23 protein-coding genes are annotated in these 24,090 nt (G+C 57.2%); 21 read left to right on the top strand and 2 right to left on the bottom strand.

Annotation, left to right across the window (positions count from 1 at the left end):
- Positions 1 to 858 precede the first annotated feature (858 nt).
- Together ACR3E0_RS13365 and ACR3E0_RS13360 are read left to right on the top strand one after the other, a co-directional pair.
- A complete protein-coding gene (locus tag ACR3E0_RS13365) occupies positions 859 to 1,629 on the top strand; it encodes an alpha/beta hydrolase (RefSeq protein WP_480479311.1) in 771 nt (256 codons plus the stop codon).
- Between the two features lie 448 nt (positions 1,630 to 2,077).
- Entirely contained in the window at positions 2,078 to 3,460 is a 1,383-nt protein-coding gene (locus ACR3E0_RS13360) for a S8 family serine peptidase (RefSeq protein ID WP_480479310.1), read from the top strand.
- Here the strand turns inward: ACR3E0_RS13360 and ACR3E0_RS13355 are convergent.
- Both ACR3E0_RS13355 and ACR3E0_RS13350 read right to left on the bottom strand, forming a co-directional pair.
- Entirely contained in the window at positions 3,457 to 4,200 is a 744-nt protein-coding gene (locus ACR3E0_RS13355; protein ID WP_480479309.1) for an anti-sigma factor family protein, read from the bottom strand. The genes ACR3E0_RS13360 and ACR3E0_RS13355 overlap by 4 nt on opposite strands.
- Positions 4,197 to 4,703: an RNA polymerase sigma factor gene (locus ACR3E0_RS13350; RefSeq protein ID WP_480479308.1), complete on the bottom strand. Its 507-nt coding sequence runs from the start codon at positions 4,701 to 4,703 to the stop codon at positions 4,197 to 4,199. Before ACR3E0_RS13350 ends, ACR3E0_RS13355 begins: the two co-directional genes overlap by 4 nt.
- A 21-nt stretch (positions 4,704 to 4,724) precedes the next feature.
- Here ACR3E0_RS13350 and ACR3E0_RS13345 point away from each other — a divergent pair, with 21 nt between their 5' ends.
- From ACR3E0_RS13345 to ACR3E0_RS13255, 19 genes are all read left to right on the top strand, one after another.
- Positions 4,725 to 5,762, top strand: coding sequence for an alpha/beta fold hydrolase (locus ACR3E0_RS13345; RefSeq protein ID WP_480479307.1), 1,038 nt, complete (start codon positions 4,725 to 4,727; stop codon positions 5,760 to 5,762).
- 26 nt (positions 5,763 to 5,788) lie between these two features.
- Positions 5,789 to 6,835, top strand: coding sequence for a hypothetical protein (locus ACR3E0_RS13340; RefSeq protein ID WP_480479306.1), 1,047 nt, complete (start codon positions 5,789 to 5,791; stop codon positions 6,833 to 6,835).
- Positions 6,832 to 8,346 (top strand): ABC transporter transmembrane domain-containing protein, encoded by a 1,515-nt coding sequence (locus tag ACR3E0_RS13335; protein WP_480479305.1) that lies wholly within the window; start codon positions 6,832 to 6,834, stop codon positions 8,344 to 8,346. The genes ACR3E0_RS13340 and ACR3E0_RS13335 overlap by 4 nt, the downstream gene beginning before the upstream one ends.
- Positions 8,347 to 8,662: 316 nt before the next feature.
- On the top strand, positions 8,663 to 9,982 hold the full coding sequence (locus ACR3E0_RS13330) for an ABC transporter substrate-binding protein (protein ID WP_480479304.1): 1,320 nt from the start codon (positions 8,663 to 8,665) through the stop codon (positions 9,980 to 9,982).
- Between the two features lie 78 nt (positions 9,983 to 10,060).
- A complete protein-coding gene (locus ACR3E0_RS13325) occupies positions 10,061 to 11,008 on the top strand; it encodes a carbohydrate ABC transporter permease (RefSeq protein ID WP_480481039.1) in 948 nt (315 codons plus the stop codon).
- On the top strand, positions 11,005 to 11,943 hold the full coding sequence (locus ACR3E0_RS13320; RefSeq protein ID WP_480479303.1) for a carbohydrate ABC transporter permease: 939 nt from the start codon (positions 11,005 to 11,007) through the stop codon (positions 11,941 to 11,943). Before ACR3E0_RS13325 ends, ACR3E0_RS13320 begins: the two co-directional genes overlap by 4 nt.
- Entirely contained in the window at positions 11,940 to 12,128 is a 189-nt protein-coding gene (locus tag ACR3E0_RS13315; protein ID WP_480479302.1) for a hypothetical protein, read from the top strand. Before ACR3E0_RS13320 ends, ACR3E0_RS13315 begins: the two co-directional genes overlap by 4 nt.
- 2 nt (positions 12,129 to 12,130) lie before the next feature.
- Entirely contained in the window at positions 12,131 to 13,228 is a 1,098-nt protein-coding gene (locus ACR3E0_RS13310; RefSeq protein ID WP_480479301.1) for an ABC transporter ATP-binding protein, read from the top strand.
- Complete coding sequence (locus tag ACR3E0_RS13305) at positions 13,221 to 14,213, top strand: ABC transporter ATP-binding protein (RefSeq protein WP_480479300.1); 993 nt, start codon at positions 13,221 to 13,223, stop codon at positions 14,211 to 14,213. The genes ACR3E0_RS13310 and ACR3E0_RS13305 overlap by 8 nt, the downstream gene beginning before the upstream one ends.
- Before the next feature lie 11 nt (positions 14,214 to 14,224).
- Entirely contained in the window at positions 14,225 to 15,847 is a 1,623-nt protein-coding gene (locus ACR3E0_RS13300) for a dihydroxyacetone kinase subunit DhaK (RefSeq protein WP_480479299.1), read from the top strand.
- Positions 15,848 to 15,854: 7 nt separating this feature from the next.
- Positions 15,855 to 16,907 carry a LacI family DNA-binding transcriptional regulator gene (locus tag ACR3E0_RS13295; protein WP_480479298.1) on the top strand — a complete coding sequence of 351 codons (1,053 nt, stop codon included), beginning with the start codon at positions 15,855 to 15,857 and terminating at the stop codon, positions 16,905 to 16,907.
- A gap of 27 nt (positions 16,908 to 16,934) precedes the next feature.
- Positions 16,935 to 17,990 (top strand): sugar phosphate isomerase/epimerase family protein, encoded by a 1,056-nt coding sequence (locus ACR3E0_RS13290; protein ID WP_480479297.1) that lies wholly within the window; start codon positions 16,935 to 16,937, stop codon positions 17,988 to 17,990.
- Positions 17,990 to 19,144, top strand: coding sequence for a Gfo/Idh/MocA family protein (locus tag ACR3E0_RS13285; protein WP_480479296.1), 1,155 nt, complete (start codon positions 17,990 to 17,992; stop codon positions 19,142 to 19,144). The genes ACR3E0_RS13290 and ACR3E0_RS13285 overlap by 1 nt, the downstream gene beginning before the upstream one ends.
- A 242-nt stretch (positions 19,145 to 19,386) precedes the next feature.
- Entirely contained in the window at positions 19,387 to 20,748 is a 1,362-nt protein-coding gene (locus tag ACR3E0_RS13280; protein ID WP_480479295.1) for a cytochrome ubiquinol oxidase subunit I, read from the top strand.
- Between the two features lie 6 nt (positions 20,749 to 20,754).
- Positions 20,755 to 21,765: a cytochrome d ubiquinol oxidase subunit II gene (locus tag ACR3E0_RS13275; protein ID WP_480479294.1), complete on the top strand. Its 1,011-nt coding sequence runs from the start codon at positions 20,755 to 20,757 to the stop codon at positions 21,763 to 21,765.
- 530 nt (positions 21,766 to 22,295) lie between these two features.
- Positions 22,296 to 23,033, top strand: coding sequence for an urease accessory protein UreD (locus tag ACR3E0_RS13270; RefSeq protein WP_480479293.1), 738 nt, complete (start codon positions 22,296 to 22,298; stop codon positions 23,031 to 23,033).
- 1 nt (position 23,034) lies between these two features.
- A complete protein-coding gene (locus ACR3E0_RS13265) occupies positions 23,035 to 23,337 on the top strand; it encodes an urease subunit gamma (protein ID WP_480479292.1) in 303 nt (100 codons plus the stop codon).
- A 16-nt stretch (positions 23,338 to 23,353) separates the two neighbouring features.
- Positions 23,354 to 23,515: a hypothetical protein gene (locus ACR3E0_RS13260; RefSeq protein ID WP_480479291.1), complete on the top strand. Its 162-nt coding sequence runs from the start codon at positions 23,354 to 23,356 to the stop codon at positions 23,513 to 23,515.
- A complete protein-coding gene (locus tag ACR3E0_RS13255; protein ID WP_480479290.1) occupies positions 23,512 to 23,817 on the top strand; it encodes an urease subunit beta in 306 nt (101 codons plus the stop codon). Before ACR3E0_RS13260 ends, ACR3E0_RS13255 begins: the two co-directional genes overlap by 4 nt.
- Positions 23,818 to 24,090 lie beyond the last annotated feature (273 nt).

Below are 24,090 nucleotides of genomic sequence, written 5' to 3'. Positions count from 1 at the left end.
CGCAGTTCGACAATCGATTTCCCCAGTCGGAAGGGGGCTGCAAAGCTGACAAGGCACAGGGCGATAATCTGCAACACCAGAATATGCGCATTGTCCTGCAGATACTCCCACTCATCCCGCAGTTTACCAACCTGATCGATCAGATCGTCATAGCTCTGCGCAAGGATCAGGTAGTCCCCGGCAATCGCGGGCACCTTGCGGCGCATGTTGTCGATGGCGGTCTGGGTCGCTTCGTCCAGTGAGGTAAACACTAGAAACTGTTCGATATCAAAGGCGTCGGCCTTGGCGGCCATCTCGCGGATTTCATCCATATCGTCCTTGGTTTGTCGCCCGAACAGGAAATGCAGCCCCTGCAAAGGTGCAACCTCGTTCGTGACGGCAATGAATAGGGGCAGGTCGGCATTGCGTGCGGTCGAGGCCGACAGAAACTCGACCTTGTCGCACAGCACGGCGGTATCTGGATCAAAGGCGGGATCGCAGAACCGCAGCCGGAACCGAGCCGCATCCCGGTCAAAGGCCAGCGAGGCCGCATAGGCCACATCAATCTGTCGGTCCAGCCGGGAACTGTCCGATGTGTAAAGCCCCGCCAGCACCGCCACCAACGCCCCGATGCCGCCCAGAACCACCCAGACCAGATCCGCCAGTTTCCACGCGCGATGACCAGCCGGTTTGCGGAACAGGAAGGCGGTGCCTATCGACCCGAACACAAAGAACAGGATCAGCAGGGGCAGTTGGTTATCGGTTACAAAACTCATGTGCCTGAGTTTAGGTGGTCCGATCCGTCACGCAACCGCGATCACGCGCAGTTGTAACGTCTTGCAGGATGCCCATACTGATGCCGGAACGGGAGGCATTTCGATGACCAAAGAGATTGTTCTGATTCACGGGGCCTTTGCCGGTCCATGGTGTATGGAAGGCTACGCAGGATTTTTTCGCGACCGGGGCTGGACGGTGCACACCCCCGCGCTGCGCTATCATGGCGGCGATCCCAAGGCCGACCCTGATCCGGGCCTAACGAATACCAGCGTGACGGACTATGCCGAAGACATTGCGGCGTTCGTGCGGGGACTGGACAGCAAGCCGGTATTGCTGGGCCACGCCATAGCGGGTGTGGTGGCGCAGCAGGTGGCCGCACGCGGTCTGGCCAGCGCCATCGTCCTGATCAACCCGAACGCGCCTTGGGGCACGCTGCCCGAAACCGACGACGAACGCGCCGTGCCGCGCGCGTTGATGGAGGGTGGGGCGTTTTGGAAACAGCCGATGCGGGTCGAGTTCGACCTGATGGCTCCCTTTGCGCTCAACAAGATGCCCGAGGCACAGCAGCACGCGGTGTTCGACCGCTTGGGTGCCGAAAGCGGACGGGTGATGTTCGAGATGTTTTTCTGGATGTTCGACGATCACCACGCGATGAAGGTCGATATCGACAAGGTCGATTGCCCGGTGCTGATCGTCTCGGGCACCGAGGACCGGGCCGTGAATCCCAACACCTGCCGCGCGTTGGCGAAGCTCTACGGAGACCGCGCGACCTTCTTGCCCATCGAGAACCATGCGCATTTTCTGTTCATGGAGCCTGGATGGGAAGGGCCTGCCGGGCAGATTGCCGAGTGGTTGGACGGGCCGCCGGGGTGACGCCCGGTCCATGGTTTGATCAGGATATCAAATCTCGTTCTTGGGTGATCGCTTGAGGGTATCCGATGTCTCAACACGAGCGGCCGTTGTGGTCATTGCCAGAGATGCCGCGTCCAGGAAAAGTACCTGGCAACTGACCCCTGCCTGTCAGAGCCACCTTCAACCAATTGGTTCGGAAAGAGAGAGCCGTTTTGTCATGAAAATCCGCCAGAGCGCCGTGACGTTTTCAACATCAGAGACGTTTGCGGGGTAGGGGTGCCGGGCTCTTGCTGGAGTTTAGGGTGCGGCCATTTGTTGAACCGGCATTCTTTGGGATGGGCAGTGGCCTTTTTTGTTGCATCGCGCCGGTAGTAATGGACCTGATTGCCGCGACGCCCCTTGATATGGAATAAAACGCGTTGCACAGCGTTGTCGTTGCGAACGTCTTATAGCCAATGTGGAAAATGGAATGAAAAAGGTCGTAAATCGTGCCCTTCAGATCAGCCTGATACTCGGGCTCTGGCTGCCTGTGCAACTGGCCCTGCCATTTGAATGGCAGGCTTCTTTCGTCTCTGCAGCTTGGGCAGATGACGATGATGATGACAACGACAATGACAACGATGACAATGGCTCGGGCTCCCGGGGTGGCGGCCGATCGTCGGGAGAGCGGCCGATTGGTGGATTCCTGGGTCAGTTGTTCAACAGGCCACGACAAACCCAGACAATCAGACCACCGTCCCCTGCTGTGCTTACCATACAAGCGCCGTCTGAAATCGTTGTCCTAGATGCCACCGCCGAAGAACTGGAACAGCTCCTTTCAGAGGGGTTTGCGATAGATGCGACGGTAAATCTGGATGCTTTGGACCAAGTTCTGACCCGCTTGTCTGTTCCCGAGGATTTGGACCTGGAAACGGCCCGAAATCGTGTCCGGTCGCTGCCCTCTGGTGCCAACGCGGATTTCAATCATTTCTACCGGTTCGAACAGAAGGAAACGCCGGAGAACGCGTCTGACACCTGTTCGCATGAAAACTGCCCTGCCTGGGAGATGATCGAGTGGCCCAGAATTGCGGACAGAACCGTCACCTGCTCTGTCAGCGTTCCCGTCGGGATGATCGACACCGGAATCAATTCGAACCACGAAATCATGTCGAACGCGCGGCTGGAATTGATCCAGCTTTCGGATCAGTCTCTGGCACCGTCCAAAGCGATCCATGGGACGGCGGTGGCCTCGCTTATGGTCGGTGATCCGAACAGCCGGGTTCCTGGTCTCATCCACGGTGCGGAGGTCATAGCCGTGGATGCGTTTGCGCGCCAAGGTGCCGATGAACGTGCGGATCTGGTCTCATTATTGCGAGGACTCGATCTGTTGAAAGGGCGCGGCGTCCGCGTCATCAACCTGTCACTGGCAGGCCCCAATAACAGCGTACTTGAGGAGATTGTCCGCCAGCTGGTCGAAGAGGACCAAATCGTCCTGGTCGCGGCTGCGGGAAATTCCGGTCCGTCCGGCAAGCCTGCCTTTCCGGCTGCTTTTGATGGGGTCCTTGCCGTGACGGCGGTGGATGCCCGCGCGCGCGTCTACCGTCAGGCGCAACGTGGACCACATATCGATCTGACCGCTCCGGGCGTGAACATGTTATCAGCGACCTCAATCCGGGGCGCGAGACCGAAATCCGGCACCTCATTTGCGGTCCCGTTTGTCACCGCTGCTGTCGCCATCATGCTGTCACAGGACGAAACGCTGACACCCGTTGAGGTCCGTACGCGGCTATTGCAGTCCGCGCGGGATCTTGGCGCACCAGGTTTCGACGACATATTTGGTCATGGTCTGCTGAATACGGGCTGGTTGTGTTAATTTGTCCAGCCGCGTTCGATCAGGTCGGCTTCTACGTCGGGGGTCAGGGCATTGCCCGCCCCTAGCCGATCGAGGAACGGCATCAAGCCCTGCATCTCTGTTCCGCTGGCCGTCACAAAGCCATCTTCCGTTCCTGTGGCGGAAAGCGGCTCTGACATGGTGACTTCGACCACCCAACCGTCGGACTGGATACATGCAACGCCAAGGTCTATCCGCTCATCTGCGTAGCTGATGATCTCGAACTCCCGACAGTATCCGTCGTCCACCGGCAGCGTTGCCAAAACCATCAGGCTTTGCTCGGAAACATGTGTCTCCGGAACTCCCGAGGGAAGGCTGTCAAGCGATCTGGCCAGCGCCGACCCGTTTTCGACCGGACCGACGGCCAGCCTGAGCGCGTCGTCTGAACCAGAAAGTTCCGGGCCGATGATCACCGCCAGCGCCAATGCCGCTGCCAAACCGGTGCCCAGCCAAACGACGCCGCGTTTGCGAAACGGCACAACATTTGCCGATTGTGCCGGGCCCATGACAGTTTCCCGGATCGCGTTCGGAACAGGCTCGTCCAATGGGTCGGAGAACGCTTGCGACAGCGCTTCATTCGCGGTCATAAGCGCGTCGACATAGGCTTGGTCCTGCGGGTGGTCTGCCAGATGCAGAACGACTTCTGCTGCCTCTTCCGGCGATAGCTCTCCGTCAACAAAAGCGGCAAGGCGAGACTGGTTCATCACAGTGTCAGAAGTCATTGCATTGGTCCCCTCGACATTCCCAGTTGTGGCAGCAACGCCTCTCTGGCCCTGGACAAACGGCTCATGACGGTGCCGACAGGAACCTCAAGAATCTCAGCCGTTTCCTTATAGCTCATCCCCTCAATGGCCACGAGAGACAGGACAACGCGCTGGTTTTCGGGCAACTCGCCCATGGCGTGCCGAGCTGTGTCGAGCATCATGCGATCCTCGGGCAGGCGCGCGCCGCGTCCTCCGTCACTGAGGCTCACAAGCTCCGGATCAATCTGTGCCCCGCGCGTCTTTGCGCGTCTGCGATCGTCGATCCAAAGGGTTTGGATGATGCGATACATCCAACTGTCCATTCGGGTTCCTTCGCGAAACTGGGCAGAGTTTTTCAGTGCTTTGACACAGGCAGATTGCACCAAGTCATCCGCGTCCGGCTGATTGCCAGTCAAAGTCAGCGCAAACCGGCGCAGTTTTGGGACAAGGGCCACCAAATCCTTTCGGAACCGATCCGACATTGTACTTCTCCTGTTGCGCGTTTGTTTTTCAACAACGGATTTGCCCGACATTTATTCCATCCCGATCCGAAAAAGAAACCGAGACCCATCTGTTTACTGAGACCAACGAGGTTTTGGACCGCACATCCTGGCCGCACACAGGGCGTTTTCCAGAGCCGTCTTAGACAGGAGTTTGAATTTTTTTGGAATAGATCGCGAACCGCACCGTTGTCTCTGCAAGATTACGAATTTTGGGAGCAACACATGCTTGATACTGCCATGGATATTATACCTGTAACGAAGCCGATGTCGGTCCACAGACTCTCTGTGACGGTTGGCAAAAGAGTATTGTCGGCGGAAGTTCGGATACCCGGATCAGCCTCGCCAACGCAGCCGCCTTTGTTGGCACTGCATGGAATCTCACGCAATGCGGGCGGTATTGCCGAAGCGTTTTCAGGCCATTGCGAAGCGAAAGGCCAAATCCTGATCACTCCGAGGTTCTCCGCCAAGAGTTGGCCTCACTTCCAAAGGATCGGCACCTACCGGCCGGATCGTGCAATCCTTGCACTGCTTGATTTGGTGCAGCAAATGGGCATTGCGACGACCGATAAGGTCGAGATATTCGGCTACTCTGGTGGCGCCCAACTCGCGCACCGATTTGCGATGCTGTACCCGCAGCGGATCGACACGCTGAATCTGGCGGCCGCAGGATGGTATTGCCTGCCCGATTTGACACAGCCTTTTCCGATGGGGCTTGCTCCGTCTGACAAGCCGAGCAAGGCAAACATACCTGCTTTGGCCCATAATCAACTGCGAAACTACCTTGCCTTGACGCTGCGGGTCTACGTTGGTTCTGAAGATCACCATCGTGATAAAGCCTTGCGCAAGGAGCCACTGATCGACGATGTGCAGGGCCGCCATCGCTTGGCGCGTGCGCGGCATTACTGCAGGTCATTTAGAACTGCGGCCGAGGCCAGAGGGATCACTCCGGACGTGTCACTGACGGAGCTCCGCGGCTGCGCCCACAGCTTTTCTGACTGCGCAAATGCCGGTCTGACTCGGCTTGTTTGCAATAACTGAAATCACCCAATCACAGGAGTTTAACGATGGACCGTTGCAATTTTAGAGATGCAAAATGGTGTTTTGCAACCAGACGGATTGATCCCGGGCTTGCCCACCGGCTGTGTCACGACTTTTCCAGATCCAAGCCAGGCGATCTTATCCTCGGGCGGGTGTCTGAAATCGGAAACCACAGGCGCATTCAACTGACGACAGGTCGTCCGTCGACAATGTATCCCGGGGATCTTGTGGTTCTGCCGTGCGGTGCCCGCTATGCACCGGATCAGTTCGAAGGGCTGGCCGAGATCAACGAAACAGGCTGCGACATGCTGGCCGGTGGGGGATGTGTCGGTCGAATGACACAACGCAATGAACGCGTAAAACCGCCGACCCGGATTCAGCCCTTGGGACGCATCATGTCTAAGGACGGAAATGTCCTGAACACCGGCGACTATGCCCTGCCGGCGCGAACCTTGCCCTCTCAACTGCCGGTCATCGGTGTGGTTGGCACGTCGATGAATTCGGGCAAGACAACAGCCACTGCCGCGTTGGCGCATGGCCTGAGCAGGGCCGGATGGCAGGTTGCGGTGCTGAAAGGCACAGGAACAGGTGCATTCGGAGACTACAACGCCTACGCCGATGCTGGCGCGTCTTACGTGGCAGATTTCACCGACGCGGGCATGGTCACGACGTATCTGGAACCATTGCCAAGGATCATCGCAGGCATTGATGCGCTTTTGGGCGAAGCTGAAACACGGGGTTGCGGCATTGCGGTCATGGAACTGGCGGACGGGATCTACCAGCGAGAGACCGCAGCACTTCTTGCCGACGCGGACGCGCGGACCCGGTTCTCGAAATACCTGTTTGCCTGTGCCGATCCGGTGGCTGCGGCGGGGGGCGTTTCGGAACTCGCGCGCAATGGTATTCGACCGATGGCGCTGACCGGAATGCTGTCCTGTTCTCCGATGTCTGCCAGCGAAGCGCATGCGGTGACAGGCGTGCAAGTGCTTACACGCGACCAACTCCTTGACCCAGCCTATGCCAACACACTGGCGGCGCGAACCGGGATCGGGCGGGTCCCGCAAGCAGCATGACCCCTCCCCAGCTCTTTGCGGGTCTCAGACGCCGCCTGCTGGGGTGGATCTTGTTCCTGACCCTGGCGCAGGCCGCCGCTCTTGCAGCGGCGGCCATTGCGACACGCAGTGTATTTGTTGCGCTACATGCTGAAATGGGAATTCCGATCGTGTCCATTCTCGCGGTTGGTATTGCCGGAATTTTTGCTGCTTTGACCCAGTTGCTCTTTCGAAATGTTGCCGAGCACCTGGGGCAGGACTACGCCAAGGATGTTCGTTTGGCCTTGTTCGACCATGCCAGTCGCAGCAACCAACATGATCTCGACCTCAGGCGCACGGGCTATCAGGTGCTTCGTTCAACGGGCGATCTGAACGCGCTGAAGGACTGGCCAGGCTTGGGCATGCCCCGGCTTGTGCAGGCAGTTGTATTGCTGCCCGCGTCAACCGCAGTTTTGATTTATTTGTATCCCAGCTTTGTCTGGGTGGCGGCGAGTGCAGTTTTGCCGACAGCCATATGGGCCCTCGCAACGCATCGAAGACTTTTTGAGGCCCATGTTCGCCTTCGAAAGCTTCGTGCCCGACTTGCCGCCGATGTCATAGAGCGCCTTCCGATTGCTCCGAAACTCGCTGTGCTCGGGCGCCGGCAGGTGGAGCTCAGATCTCTGGAACGGCGTGCTGAAAAAGTTGTGGACGCGGCGCGTTACAGACGTGCCATGTATCAAGTTCGAATGGCCCTTCCGGAGGTTTCGGCAGCAATCGCAGCATGCCTGATCATGCTCATTGGCAGCCTGAGCGGCCTGTCAGCAGCCACCATCGCCGCCGCGTTGGCGGCATTGGGTCTTATGATCCGGCCATTGCGCAACATGATGTCTTCCAGCGACAAGGCTGCCAAATTCAATGCAGCATACAGCAGTCTAAAGCGCGCCCTGGGGCGTCCCCTGATTGCCCAGAGCCAGCGAAAGATCCGTTTGCGCCGCAAGCCCTGTTCCGTCGAGGTTTTTCGCGGAAACGATACAGTTGTGAAACTGGGCGCTGGTCAAGCAGCCGTTGTCTCCAGCACCGTAATGGACCTGATTGAAAATGCGCTGACCGGCAACGTGGACAGCGAGGACTTCTCGCTCAGGCTGGGTGGCGTGGATGTTGCCGAGCTGACATCGGGCAGTTTGCGCCGGTGCGTCGGAATTGTGACTGAGCAGCCGTTGATCCTGAAGGGCAGTCTGCGGCGCGCCCTGACGCTAGGTCTGCGGCCCAGACCGACTGACACGCAAATTCTGCAAACCGCCGAACGTATTGGTCAACTTGACTTCATCTCCGAAGTTGGCGGTTTGGATTTCAAACTGATGGAGCGTGGCGCCAACGTCGCGGCACATCATAGGCTTGCGATCTCGATCCTTCGGCTGGCACTTCAGGGGCCGGGCCTTGTTCTTGTTCGCAGCGTTTTATCTGAACGAGAGAACTTGTCTGCTTTGGCCAATGCGACTCAACTTGTTCAAGAAACCATTGGAACGTCGAAACCGTTGCCGGCTTGTTAACGTCCCACTCAAGTTGAAATCGGTCACCGGGCGTTGCGGGATTGGTGAGTGGGGCGTCGGTACGCCTTGTCCTCGCACTGCGGTCCGATGATCCAATCTTTGCCGAAGATGTCGGTCGGGCATCCGCCAGTGAATTAACGGAGCCTGATTATAGGTAATATTGTCATACCTTTAAGAGCCAATCTTGATCTATTCGAGGGAATCTTGAGGTACGAACCTCAGAAATTTCTGGACTTGAGGTGCGTACCTCAAATAGCCTTGGAACCATGCCGCGATTCGCACATCCTCGAATGACGGCGCAAAAAGGGAGGAATGGATGACTTACACGAAACTGGCTTCGGCCAGCGCAATAGTCCTTGCCGCTACTACTCTTTCAACCAAGGCTCAGGCCGAAGATCTGACGTTGTGCTGGGCGGCATGGGACCCGGCCAATGCTCTTGTCGAACTGTCAAAAGAGTTCGAAGCTGAATCTGGCCACACAATGAACTTCGAGTTCGTGCCCTGGCCGAATTTTGCAGACCGGATGCTGAACGAACTGAATTCGGGCGGCAAGCTTTGCGATCTTTTGATCGGAGACAGTCAGTGGATCGGCGGTGGCGCGGAAAACGGTCATTACGTAAAGCTGAACGATTTCTTCGATGCTGAAGGCATCAGCATGGACGATTTCGCACCGGCCACGGTCTATGCCTACTCGACGTGGCCGAAGGGTACACCGAACTTTTATGCATTGCCCGCGATGGGGGATGCGAACGGTTGGTTCTATCGCAAGGACTGGTTCGAGAACCCGGACATTCAGGCGGCTTATAAAGAGGCCACCGGGCAAGACCTGCGCGAACCACAATCCCAGAAAGAGCTTTTGCAGATTGCCCAGTTTTTCCAGGGTCGTGAGATCGATGGAAAGACGGTCTACGGTGCAGCGATCTTTACGGAGCGCGGCTCGGAAGGGATCACCATGGGTGTGACCGGCGCGTTGTATCCGTGGGGGTTCAAGTATGAAAACACGCCCGGATCCTATGACATGGAAGGGGCCGTGAACTCACCCGAAGCTGTCGAGGCGTTGGAATTCTACAAAGAGTTCTACAAAACGGCGACGCCGCCGGGATACACCAACTCTTACATGGGTGAAAGCCTGGACGCCTTTAAGTCCGGTCAGGTCGCCATGGCGATGAACTGGTTTGCGTTTTTCCCAGGTCTTTATGCCGATCCGAACACGGGTGGCGAAAAGATCGATTTCTTCGTGAACCCACCCCAGAACCAGGCTGGTTCGACATTGGGCGGGCAGGGGATTTCTGTTGTCAGCTATTCTGACAAACAGGATGCCGCGTTGGAATACATCAAGTGGTTTGCGCAGCCTGCAGTTCAGGCAAAGTGGTGGGAACTGGGTGGCTATTCCGCACATAACTCGGTGCTCGAAGACCCGGGTTTCGTGGACAGCCAGCCGTTTGCCGGCGACTTCCTTGAAGCGATGGCAGGCGTGCAGGATTTCTGGCAGGAGCCCGCATATGCGGAACTGCTGCTGGCCATGCAGAAGCGCATCCATGACTACGTCGTTGCCGATCAGGGCACGGCTCAGGAAGCGCTTGATCTGTTGATCGAGGACTGGACGGAAGTCTTCGAAGACGAAGGCAAGCTGTAAACCGGCGCAAGGGTTGGAGCGGGGGTGACCCGCTCCTACATCGCCCTGCGTCCGAAACCGACAAGAACTGGCAAAGAGATGTCTGACAGGACCGTAGATCGCGTTGCCCGGGCAACGCCCGTGCGAGTTGCGCGCAAAATCAGGGGATTATCGGATCGGGCGATCGCCTGGATCTTTATCTCCCCCACGATTTTCCTGCTTCTGGCGATCAACATCTTTCCGTTGATCTGGACCATCCAGCTGAGCTTTACCAACTACAAGGCCAACCGGATCGGGCGTGAGGTCAAGGATGTCGGGTTCAGGAATTACGAACGTATCCTGACCGACTCCGACACTTGGCTGAATATGCAGGCCACCGCGCATTTCCTGTTCTGGACGATTTTCTTTCAGATCCTGATCGGGTTCACGCTGGCCTGGCTGATCAACAAGAAATTCAAGGGCAATGATCTTTGGACGACCATCATCGTACTGCCGATGATGCTGTCCCCGGCCGTTGTCGGGAATTTCTGGAAGTTCCTGTATCAGCCTCAGATCGGGTTGTTTAACTATATCGTGTCGTGGTTCACGGGCAAAGACCCGTCGAGCTTTGAAATGTTGGGATCGGTGACGTTGGCGCCTTGGGCGATCGTCATTGTCGACACCTGGATGTGGACGCCTTTTGTGATGCTGATCTGTCTGGCCGGGCTGCGCAGTATTCCCGATTACATCTATGAGGCTGCCGAAATCGACCGAGCCAGCAAGCTGCGGCAGTTTTTTACGATCACCATTCCGATGGTGCTGCCGTTCCTGATGCTGGCGGTGCTGTTCCGGGGGATCGAGAACTTCAAGATGTTCGATCTGGTGGTTCAGCTGACAGGCGGCGGGCCGGGGTCTGTCACGGAACTGACCTCGATCAACCTCAAACGCGAAGCCTTTGAAAAGTGGCGCACGGGCTATGCCTCGGCCTATGCGATCATCCTTTTTGTCACCGTGTTCGGCCTTGCGTCGATCTACGTCAAAGCCCTGAACAAGGTGAAGCAGAGATGAGCAGTTTTTCCGTCACCGAACCTTCGAACCGATCCAAGTGGATCGCCGGTGCCTTGGTGATTGGCTACGCGCTGATCACGATGATCCCTTTGGTTTGGATTCTTCTGACCGGGTTCAAATCTCCGGCCGACGCCATCAGCTACCCGCCCAAGGTGGTTTTTGACCCAACGCTGGAAGGCTACGTCAATCTGTTCACGACCCGCACGCGCCAAACTCAGGAGTTTTTGGAGGCGAACCCACCCCAGAACTGGGCCGACGAGATCGTACGCCAATATGACATGGTGATCGTTGGACCCTCCAAGTTCGGCGAGCGGTTCATGAACTCGGTCATCATCGGATTTGGATCGACGTTCCTCAGCATCTTCTTAGGGACTTTGGCGGCCTATGCGTTCAGTCGTTTCAAGGTGCCGCTCAAAGACGACCTTCTGTTTTTCATTCTCAGTACCAGGATGATGCCCCCGGTCGCTGTTGCGATCCCGATCTTCCTGATGTTCCGGAATTTAGGCCTCAGTGATACGCATCTCGGTATGATCCTGTTGTATACCGGGGTGAATATTTCTCTGGCCGTCTGGTTGTTGAAAGGCTTCATCGACGAGATCCCGCGCGAATATGAAGAGGCGGCGCTCATTGACGGGTACACACGGTTTCAGGCGTTCTACAAAGTGGTGCTGCCGCAGGCGGCCACTGGCATCGCTTCAACCGCAATCTTTTGTCTGATCTTCGCTTGGAATGAATACGCCTTTGCGGTGCTGCTGACCTCGGCCAATGCGCAAACCGCACCGCCCTTTATCCCAACCATCATTGGTATCGGTGGTCTGGACTGGCCTGCTGTGGCTGCGGGTGCCACGATCTTCCTGATCCCGGTCATGATCTTCACCATCCTTATGCGCAAACACCTGCTGCGCGGGATCACCTTCGGAGCTGTACGCAAATGAGCGAATTCATAGCCGGCCTCATCCGATTTCGCCGCGGCCCATGGGAAATGGTCGCGACCGTCCTGATTGCGGTCGGGGTGTTCATGCTGATGCAGCCGTTTGTACTTTGGGCCTTCACCTATTCCTTCATCGTCACGCTGATCGGAACCGTCATGTTCATCATCGTCAGCCATTTTCGGGAGTAGAAATGGCCCAGATCATAGTCAATAACGTCAAGAAGATGTTCGGCGATTTTACGGCTGTCCGGGAAAGCTCGTTCACGATTGAAGATGGTGAGTTCTTCATGCTGCTTGGGCCATCGGGTTGCGGCAAAACAACAACGCTGCGGATGATTGCGGGGTTGGAGCTTCCGACGTCCGGTGAGATCTACCTTGATGGCGAGGAAATCAGCCAAAGACCGCCTTCGGAGCGCGACATTGCTTTTGTTTTCCAGATGTTTGCGCTGTATCCGCATATGAATGTGCGCAAGAACATCAGCTATCCGTTGATCTCACAGGGGATGTCGCGCGCGGCTGTGAAAGCAAAGGTGGAAGAAGTTGCCGGTATTCTGGGGATAAGGGACATTCTGGATAGCCCGGTTGGTGGGCTTTCGGGTGGCGACAGGCAGCGTGTCGCGCTTGGGCGTGCGATTGTACGCGAACCCAAGGCCTTCATGATGGATGAGCCTCTCGGCGCTTTGGATGCCGAGTTTCGGGAGCATATGGCCGAGGAGTTGCGCGCTCTGCATGATCGCATGGGGGCGACCACCGTGTATGTCACGCACGATCAGTTGGAAGCGATGCAGATGGGCGACAAGATCGTCGTTATGAACAATGCCGTGATCGAGCAGTTTGGTACGCCACAGGAAATCTATGACAAACCGGCAACCATGTTTGTTGCGGACTTCATCGGATCTCCGTCGATGAACTTCCTGCCGTTTCAGGGAAAGGTCGAGCCGGGCTCAGAGATGGTCCGGCTACATGGTCATGATGAGGCGGTTCCCAAAATGATGGAAGGGGCAGAGGGAGAGTTGGTATTTGGTGTCCGCCCCGAGCATGTCTTTCTGTCGGATGACAGCAGTTACCGCGCAAAGGTCCTGGCGGCAGAATATCTTGGGACAACCCAGATTGTGACGCTGCAAAGCCCGAATGGCGAGTTGAAGGCCCGCATTGATGCGCGCGAGACAGTCAGCCCCGGCGAAACCGTCGGTTTGGAATTTCGCTCTCCGACCGTGACCCTTTTTGAACAGTCTACGGGCCGGGCTTTAAGGTCCGTTTTGAATGATGAGGTGCTGGGACATGGCTGAAGTCGTTCTGGAAAACATCTCAAAGTCCTTCGGCAATATCAAAGCAGTCGACGAAATCTCGATGACGATCCCCGACGGTGCTTTCGTGGTGTTGTTAGGCCCGACCGGCGCGGGAAAAACTACGACACTCAGATTGATTTCAGGGCTTGAGAAACTGGATTCGGGAGTGGTGCGCATTGCGGGTCGGGACGTTGGGCTTGAAACGCCCGCACAGCGCGATGTGGCCATGGTCTTCCAGCAATACTCGCTATATCCGCATATGACCGTGCGCGAGAACCTGTCGTTCCCACTGCGATCTCCGATCCTCAGGATGCCTGAAGACGAGATCACGAGCAAAGTGAACGAGGTCGCGGAAATCCTTCAAATCCCACACAAACTGAACAACAAGGCGACAGAGTTGTCGGGTGGCGAGATGCAACGCGTCTCAATTGGCCGGGCGCTGGTGCGTGACCCTCAGATATTCCTGATGGACGAGCCGTTGAGTTCGCTAGACGCCAAGCTGAGGGCGGATCTTCGTGTCGAACTCAAGCGGATTCAGGCCGATCTGGGCTCAACGCTTCTCTACGTGACGCACGATCAGGTCGAAGCCATGACGATGGCGACGCATATTGGCGTTTTGGAAGAGGGCAGGCTGGTTCAGTACGGCACACCCCGTGACATCTATGAAAACCCGGGCAGCGTTTATGTCGCCAGCCGTCTGGGTCTGCCGAGAATAAACATCCTGCCATCAGAATTGTTTGGCGGAAATCACAAGGGACCCCAGATCGGGCTGCGCCCCGAAAACATCGTGGAAGGTGAGGGCGTGGATACTCGGGTCGTACGTGCAGAGCATCTGGGCGATCAGACCCGGTTGCATCTGGACCTGAACGGTCACCCCGTTGTCACGCTGATCGACGTTCACCAGGACTATCCGGTAGGAAAGATCATCAAAATCCGCCCCCACAACCCATTGTATTTCGACGCGTCAGGCGCGCGCGTGGCTTAAGGAGCAAACGCATGGCCCAGTTCCTCAACACAAAAGAGACACTCGTTACGGATGCAATCGACGGACTTCTGGCGTCTTCCGGAGGTGCGCTGACACGGTTGGATGGATATCCGCATATCAAGGTCGTCTACCGTTCGGATTGGGACAAGTCGAAAGTGGCTTTGGTGTCCGGCGGTGGCTCCGGTCATGAACCCGCGCATGCGGGGTTTGTCGGCGCCGGGATGCTGACGGCTGCAGTTTGTGGCGAGGTATTCGCGTCTCCGTCCGTCGAGGCCGTGCTCGCTGGGATTCTGGCCGTGACGGGCGAGGCCGGGTGTCTGCTGATCGTCAAAAACTACACTGGCGACAGGCTGAACTTTGGTCTCGCTGCGGAACGCGCCCGCGCGTTGGGGCGCAAGGTAGAAATGGTTGTCGTGGACGATGACATTGCCTTGCCGGACCTGCCGCAGCCACGCGGCGTTGCGGGTACCTTGTTTGTTCACAAAATCGCAGGCGCGCTCGCAGAAAGTGGCGCTGACCTAGATACCGTGACCAAAGCGGCGAAGGACGTGATCGCCAAAGTGGTCAGCATCGGGATGAGCCTCGACACATGCACCGTTCCCGGATCGCCAAAGGAGGACAGAATCGCGCCGGGCAAGGCTGAACTGGGTCTGGGGATCCACGGTGAGCCCGGCGTGGAACAAGTGGATTTTGCCAGCGCTGTGACCGCCATGTCGACCGTGGTGGAGAAACTGAAGCAGCGCGTTGGCACCGGCACCGGTGTGGCGCTGGTGAACAACCTTGGATCAACGACACCGTTGGAAATGGCCGTCCTGACGCACGCATTGGCCGAAACCGGCGTGGCGCGCCATGTTATCGGGCCGGCGCCAATGATGACGTCGCTGGATATGCACGGGTTTTCAGTCTCTATCCTGCCCGTTGAACCAGAAGACTTGTCAGCGCTTGAGGCCCCGGTTGATCTTGCGGCGTGGCCCGGCGTCACTTCATTTGAACCGATCAGGGTTGCGCCGCTGCCGGACGGTTTGACACCGATCGATCCCATCCCCTCCAACAACCCGAAAACGAAGGAAACCATTGAACGGCTGTCCGAGCTGCTGATCAGCGCCGAAAAAGACCTCAATGAGTTGGACGCAAAGTCTGGCGATGGTGACACGGGCAGCACTCTGGCAACGGCGGCCCGATCCCTGCAGGGCAGCCTGGACCGCATGCCGCTGGCGGACCTCACGCAGCTTTTCCCGGCATTGGGCAATGAACTGAGCCAGACAATGGGCGGATCTTCCGGCGTGATCCTGGCGATTTTCTTCAACGCGGCAGGCGATGCCTGTGCAAGCGGTGCCTCGATCCCGAAATCCCTGGAAGAAGGGTTGAAAAGAGTAAGCCAGGTCGGAGGGGCCAAAGTCGGCGACCGAACGATGATCGACGCGCTGGCTCCGGCACTGTCAGCCCTGCCGACCGGTGTTGCGCAGGCGGCAACTGCGGCACGACAGGGTGCTGACAAAACGGCAAACATTCACCGTGCCAAGGCCGGTCGCGCAGCCTATGTTCCCGAAGAAAACCTGATCGGACATAACGATCCAGGTGCAGAAGCGGTCGCCTTGCTGTTTGAAGGATTGGCGCGGGAGATGAAGGACTAAAGGACTGGTGAAGAAACAAAAACTAGAATTGGTCAAGAAGCCAACGGTGAACGATATCGCACGTGTGGCCGGTGTTAGCCTTGCGACTGTTGATCGGGTGTTGAACAGGCGTCCCGGCGTGCGGGCGGTGACCGTTCAAAAAGTGCACAAAGCCATTGATGAACTGGGATATGTCCGTGACACCGCCGCTGCAAATCTGGCGCGCAGCCGGGTCTATAGTTTTCTGTTTGTGCTGCCGGACACGGATAATGAATTCGTGGAAGCCCTGAGCAACCAAATTATCGAACAGTCCCGGGATCAGTTCATCGAGCGGACGCGTGTGGCGATCCAACGGGTCGCACCTTTCGAGCCGCAGGAAATCGTTGAAATCCTCGATGCTGTTGATCCCCGCGACGTGGATGGCGTGGCTGTGTTCGGTCCTGAAACGCCGTCTGTCCGGGATGCGGTGAAGAGAGTGAGAGACAAGGGAATACCGGTTGTCGCACTGGTGTCGGACCTGCCGTCTTCTGACAGAGATCACTTTGTCGGGATCGATAATGTGTCTGCTGGCCGCACTGCGGCACAGCTCATGGGACGGTTCGTGCACCGAAAGGGCAAGGTCATGGTCCTGACCGGTTCACGGCTGGCGCGCGATCATTTGGAGCGGCGCCAGGGCTTTGATCTGGTTGTTGCGGACGAATTTCCCCACCTCGAAGTTGTTGCCTCGGTTGAAGGGCGGGACGATCCCGAACTGATCTACAAGATGATGCCTGAGATTTTTGCGACTTACCCGGATCTGGTCGGCATTTACTCATCCGCCGCTGGCAACGCGGGCCTTGTGCAGTTTCTGTCCGAAAGCAAGATCAACAAGGACCTGGTGATTATCGCGCATGAGCTTACGCCGCTCAGCCGCGAAGCCCTGAGACGTGGGACGTTTGATGCCCTGATTTCTCAGGACTCAGGTCACATCGTGCGGTCCGCCGTGCGTCTGCTTCGCGCGACGTCTGACAAGGTTCCGTTCAACAAGGCGCAGGAACGCATCCGGATAGATATCTATCTCAAAGACAACCTACCGCCTTAGATTTCAACACATTGGGGAGGAGACATCATGAAGACGATCAAAGGACCGGCGCTTTTTCTTGCGCAGTTCGCGGGTGACGAGGCCCCTTTCAACTCATGGGATGCAATCACGCGCTGGGCGTCTGATTGCGGATACAGGGGCGTTCAGGTGCCCAGTTGGGATGGGCGGCTGTTCGACCTCGAGACTGCTGCCGTCAGTGTTGATTATTGCGACGAATTCAAAGGCAAGGCTCAAGAGAACGGGGTAGAGGTTACTGAACTGTCCACGCATTTGCAGGGGCAGCTTGTCGCCGTGCACCCTGCATACGATACGGCATTTGATGGCTTTGCGGCGGAAAACGTCCGGGGGAATCCGAAAGCCCGGCAGGAATGGGCCGTGGATCAGGTCAAAAAAGCTCTGTCCGCGTCAAAGAACCTTGGCATCTCGGCGCATGCAACATTTTCCGGCGCTCTGGCCTGGCCCTATGTTTATCCTTGGCCGCAACGGCCCGCTGGACTGATTGAAACGGCCTTTGATGAGCTTGCAAAGCGCTGGGGTCCGATCCTCGATCACGCCGAGGACTGCGGGGTAGATGTCTGCTACGAAATCCATCCCGGCGAAGATCTGCATGACGGTGTCACTTATGAAATGTTCCTCGAGCGAACCGGCAATCACGCGCGGGCCTGTATGTTGTACGACCCCTCGCACTATGTCCTGCAGTGCCTCGACTATCTGGATAACATCGATATCTACAAGGACCGTATCCGGATGTTTCATGTCAAAGATGCCGAGTTCAATCCGACCGGTCGGCAGGGCGTCTATTCCGGGTATCAAAGCTGGGTGGATCGGGCAGGGCGGTTTCGCTCTCTCGGCGATGGCCAAGTGGATTTCGGAGCGGTGTTTTCCAAGATGGCGGCAAACGACTTTGATGGTTGGGCCGTTGTCGAATGGGAATGCTGTCTCAAACACCCCGAGGACGGCGCGCGGGAAGGGGCCCGCTTCGTATCGGATCACATCATTCGCGTGACGGAAAAGGCTTTTGACGATTTCGCAGACAGTGGCACCGATGAAGCGGCAAATCGAAAAATGCTGGGGATTGACTGATGGTTACCGGACGCAATGAAGACAACACGGGCCGTATCCGTCTTGGCATGGTTGGTGGCGGCAACGATGCGTTCATCGGCGGCGTACATCGCATCGCGGCGCGGCTGGATGACAAGTATGAACTGGTGGCCGGAGCCCTGTCCTCGACACCTGAAAAGTCCCGGGAAAGTGGTGAGGCGCTGGGCCTTACCCGGATCTACGACGACTTCAAGCAGATGGCGGTCCGCGAAGCGCGCCTGAAAACCGGCATCGAAGCGGTCTCCATTGTTACCCCTAATCACCTTCACTATGCCGCTGCACGTGAGTTCCTGAAGCGCCGTATTCACGTAATCTGTGACAAACCTCTTACCTCGACCCTTGGCGACGCAAAGAAGCTGGTCAAAGCGGCGGAAAGTTCAGACGCACTTTTCATTTTGACGCACAACTACACGGGCTATCCGATGGTTCGTCAGGCCCGTGACATGGTGGCCAATGGCGATATTGGCAAAATCCGGGTGGTTCAGGTCGAATACCCGCAGGACTGGCTGACCGAACATCAGGATTTCAAGCAAGCGGAATGGCGCACCGACCCGGAACGCTCCGGGGCAGGAGGATCGACCGGAGATATCGGAACCCATGCCTACAATCTCGCCTGTTTTGTAACGGGATTGAGAGCAGAGAGCCTTGCTGCGGACCTGCAGGCCTTTGTGCCCGGGCGGAAAGTTGATGACAACGCCCATGTGTTGCTGCGGTTTGACGGCGGCGCGCGGGGAATGCTGTGGTCGTCACAGGTCGCCCCCGGCAATGAAAACGCCCTCCGATTGCGCGTCTATGGTGAAAAAGGCGGATTGGAATGGGCGCAGGAAGATCCGAACTATCTGTGGTTCACGCCTTATGGCGAGCCCAAACGCATGATCACCCGAAACGGGTCCGGAGCCGGAGAGGCTGCCAATCGCCTGAGCCGCGTGCCGCCGGGACACCCGGAAGGATATCTGGAAGGATTTGCAAACATCTACAGCGAAGCTGCAGAAGCCATCCTTTCATTCCGGAATGGTAAATCACCCGACGCATCGATTGTCTTCCCGACGGTTCAGGATGGTCTTCACGGGGTCAGGTTCGTTGCGGCGTGTGTCCAGAGTTCGGCCCGGAATTCGGCATGGGTCAAACTCGCGTAATCCGATAGAAAGCGGCAGTCCTGCTCTCAACGTAGCCCGCAGGAGCGGTCTTTGAAGGCGGGTGCGCCATCTTCTGTTGATCTGGCGTGAATGCCCCCACACGCGTGATTTTTCGAAGCTGAAACAAAGCGTTGTTGTCCTGCGCCACCCTGCCGCATGACGCGCTGTCGCAGATGTCCTTCCACAGGTTCGGGCGCGGCCTATCTGCGAGTTGACCGCAAACATCAAATGCAGGTGGCGCGATGGATACGTTACTGCTGTCCCGGATACAGTTCGGAGCGAACATTTCTTTTCATATTCTGTTTCCCACGATCACAATCGCCTTGGGCTGGGTGCTGCTGTTCTTCAAACTGCGCTTTAACGCAACGGGCGATGCGAAGTGGATGGATGCCTATCGTTTTTGGGTAAAGGTGTTTGCGCTTTCCTTTGCCATGGGCGTTGTCTCGGGCATCACAATGTCCTTCCAGTTCGGAACGAACTGGCCGGGTTTCATGGAAACGGTCGGCAATATCGCCGGGCCACTTCTGGCCTACGAAATCCTTACCGCCTTCTTTCTTGAGGCGGTTTTTCTAGGGATCATGCTGTTCGGGTTCTCCAAGGTGCCCAACTGGCTGCATACAACGTCGACTTTTCTGGTCGCGTTCGGCACGACCATGTCGGCCTTCTGGATACTTGTCCTCAACAGTTGGATGCATACGCCAGCCGGATTCGAGATGCGCGAAGGCGTCGCCTTTGCGACCGACTGGTGGGCGATCATCTTCAACCCCTCCATGCCATACCGGCTGGCCCATATGCTGCTGGCGAGCGGATTGACTGTGGCTTTCCTGATCCTGGGGCTTTCGACCTTTCGCTGGTTGGTCGGTGACCGGGGGCGGGACGTGCGGGCGACATTCAGAACCGGTGCCTGGCTTGGGGCCGTGCTCATCCCGGCGCAGATTTTTATGGGTGACATGCACGGGCTGAACACGCTTGAGCATCAACCTCAGAAGGTTGCCGCAATGGAAGGCAACTGGGACACAAGGTCCAACGTCCCGCTGGTACTGTTCGCGTTTCCCGATGAGGACGCCCGCGAAAACCGGTACGAAGTCAGCATCCCCAATTTGGCGTCCATCATTCTGACGCACAAAGCCGACGGCGTCGTGCCCGGTTTGAATGATTTCGTAACCGAGGACGGGACGGTTCTGCATCCACCTGTCGCTCCGGTGTTCTGGTCATTCCGCGTCATGGTGGGAACTGGTGTGGCCATGCTGTTGCTCAGTTGGGCCACCGTATGGTTCATGCGGCGCGACAAAGGACCTGCGGGGGTTCCCAGACTTATGCAATTCGCGCTGGTTCCGATGGCATTTTCCGGATGGGTGGCAACGCTGGCCGGTTGGTACACGACCGAGATAGGACGACAGCCATGGCTGGTCCACGGGGTTCTGACCACGGAACAAGCGGTGGCGGATGTACCGGCCCCGATGGTGGGCACAACTCTTGCGGCGTATCTGGCGATATACGCGCTGCTTCTGGCAGCCTATATTGGCGTGCTGTTCTATCTGGCGCGCAAGGCGGCGATGCAGGATGCGCCGCGTACCGATGCGCAAGCCGTCCCTGCGGAGTAGACTGCGATGGAATTCTTTGGTGATCCGACCCACTGGCTGCCCCTGACTTTTGCGGCCCTTATGGGAATTTCGATCCTCGTCTACGTGGTGCTTGACGGCTTTGATCTGGGCGTCGGGGTTTTGTTCCCGTTTGCGGATGAAGACGAGAAGGACCGGATGGTCGCATCCATAGGACCGTTCTGGGACGCAAATGAGACATGGCTGGTTCTGGCAATCGGCATATTGCTGGTCGCGTTTCCAACCGCGCACGGCGTCATCCTGACATCCCTTTATCTGCCCGTGGCAATCATGCTGATCGGTTTGATCCTGCGGGGCGTGGCCTTTGAGTTTCGGGTCAAGGCGCCCGCTCACCACAAGCACGGCTGGAACATGGCGTTCTTCGTGGGCTCGCTGATGACGTCGCTGTCGCAGGGGTTCATGCTGGGTAAATACATCATGGGGCTGGACAGCACATTCGGCACCTGGGTGTTTGCGGCGATCACTGCAGTGTTTCTGGCCGTGGGGTACTCCTTCATCGGCGCGTGCTGGATCATTCTGAAGACGGACGGTGTATTGCAGCGCAAAGCCGTAGGCTGGGCCAAAGGTGGCATCTGGGGGTTGGTGATCGGAATCGGCGCAGTGTCCTTGGCAACGCCCTGGGTCAGCCCCCGCATTTTCGACAAATGGTTCACATTCCCCGAGTTCTTCCTCCTGCTGCCATTGCCCTTGATGTCCGGAATGCTGATCGCCCTGCTATGGTTTGCGCTCAGGCACTTGCCGACCCGCAATGACAGTTGGGCCTGGTTTCCGTTCGTGGCCTCGATCGTTCTGTTTTCGTTGGCGTTCTTTGGGATGGCTTACAGTTTCTACCCCTATGTCGTTCCTGAAAAATTGACGATCTATGAGGCAGCGAGCGCACCTGAAAGCCTGTTCATCATTCTGATCGGAACCTTGTTTGTTCTGCCAGTCATCGCCGGCTATACGGCGCTGGCCTACACGGTGTTTCGAGGCAAGGCGACCGAGTTGCGGTACGACTGAAACCGGCCCACCTAAAACAGCGGACAGGTCTCCGCGCAGTCTTTGCCCTGTGTGCCGGAATCTCAAAGTCGCCCGGCGGCTGTATCAAGTTACTTGGTGTTGAACTTGGCAAAGAGCCGTGGGTTTTGTTCGAATGCAATTTTTCAACAACCGGGTCTTTGCGATATTGGAGTTCTTTCGAGTTGGCACTGCGCAGACCGCCGGCACACAAGATCGCCCCTTTGTGACGCGGTGAGGTTTCGCCGATACGCGGAGGATTCGTGTTGGCGTGCCAGCTTCCAAGGTTGCCCAAATTTTTGGCTTTCAATCCAAAAGTGACAATAGATTTGGCAAATGTACCTCAGAATATAGTGAAAAGCTTCCGATCAATAGAGTTTGGCACGGCCTAAGCCGAAACAGGCGTCAGACGTCTAGGATCTGAGGGGCGCCCGATTACTCATCAAGTTGCAATAAACCCGACCTCTGGGGGTCACGCGCCGCGGGCGCGGGGCTTGGTGCGGCTTGAAACCAAACGAAACCGCAATCTGACCGTGATCGATACGTTTCGGCAAGCGGGGTCCTTCAAGTGCCTTTTCCCTCGAACCAGAAAACCCGAGTTGGAGGCGGTTCTGCTCAACACGGCAGGCGGCGTGACGGGGGGTGACAGATTTCGTTTCTTCGGGAAAGTATCCGAGGGCACCGTTCTGACCCTGACGACACAGGCCTGCGAGCGGGCTTACAAGGCGCAACCAGGGCAAGTCGGGGAAATTCGAAACCACATTGTTGTGGAGGCCGAGGCACGGCTGAACTGGTTGCCACAGGAAACGATCCTGTTCGACGGCAGCGCTCTGACCCGGCGCCTGGTGATCGATTTGGACTCAGGCGCGACCGCACTGGTGGTCGAAGCGTTTGTGTTCGGGCGCCCGGCCATGGGGGAAGTCCTGACGGATATCCGACTAAGCGATCGGATTGAAATACAACGGAAAAAGAGGCCTCTGTTTCTAGATGCCATGGCTTTTTCCGGTGATCTGAACGCGCATCTGTCCCGACCGCATATAGCGGGCGGCGCTGGTGCGATGGCGATTGTCATCATGGTTTCGCATTGCGCAGAAGCACATCTGGAAACCGTGCGTGAGATGCTGCCGGACAACGCTGGCGCCAGCCTTGTGAACGATGATGTGCTGGCGATCAGGGTTTTGGCGCGGGACAGCTTTGCGCTTCGACGGTCGCTGCTGCCGATTGCAACGCATCTCAACGGCGATGCGTTGCCCAAATGCTGGACGCTCTGACATGAACCTGACACCCCGCGAGAAAGACAAACTGATGATCGCCATGGCGGCCGAGATCGCCCGCAAAAGGCTGGCGCGCGGGGTCAAGCTGAACCACCCCGAAGCAATCGCCCTTATCACGGACGCGGTGGTCGAAGGCGCGCGCGATGGTCGCTCTGTCGCTGACATGATGCAAGCCGGGGCCGAGGTGATTACGCGGGACCAGTGCATGCAGGGTGTGCCCGAGATGATCCACGAGGTTCAGGTTGAAGCAACGTTCCCGGACGGCACCAAGCTGGTCACCGTTCACAACCCGATAAGATAGACCCAAGGAGCCATTCATGACCCGTATGCTGTTTCCGGCCTTCATCCTCGCTGGTCCTGCCAGTGCGCACGGCGATGCTCACATCCACGCGCATGGGACAGATTACGTCAGTCTGGGCATCGGGCTGGCCGTAATCGCGCTGGCCGCAGTTTTGTTCGCCTCGCGATTGCCAAAATGATACCCGGCGAGGTCATTCCTGCCGAGGGCGAAATTACCCTGAACGCAGGCGCGCAGGCGATGGTTTTGATGGTTGCCAACACGGGTGATCGGCCGATTCAGGTCGGCTCGCACTATCACTTTGCCGAGACAAATCCGGCCCTTGATTTTGACAGGGTGGCCGCGCACGGGCTGCGTCTGGATATCGCCCCTGGAACCGCTGTGCGGTTCGAGCCGGGTCAGAGCCGCGAGGTTTCACTGATCCCGTTCGGCGGCAAGCGGATGGTCTATGGCTTCAACCAAAAGGTCATGGGAGCGCTATGATTCTGTCTATTGATAGAGTGGGATACTCTGAAATGAGACTCGCGCCCAGCAACAACTTGGGAACGAGTTGGTTACAAAACGTGGCTGCCAACTCGGAGCGCCCTCAAAACCAGCCACGGTATTTTCCAACGAGTAAAATAGCTGCGATCGTTGTTGGCACTAACAGATTGGCCAACTTCAGCCAGAACTCGATAGGCGCCATTGGATGTCCTCCTTGTTTAAGGCCGAAATATGATTCGGCGATGGACATCCTTTCTAATAGTCACAACGAAA

This window comes from Ruegeria sp. AJ12 (assembly GCF_056536245.1).
Note: the sequence above shows the minus strand (reverse complement) of the source record. Positions and strands in the feature narration are given on the sequence as shown.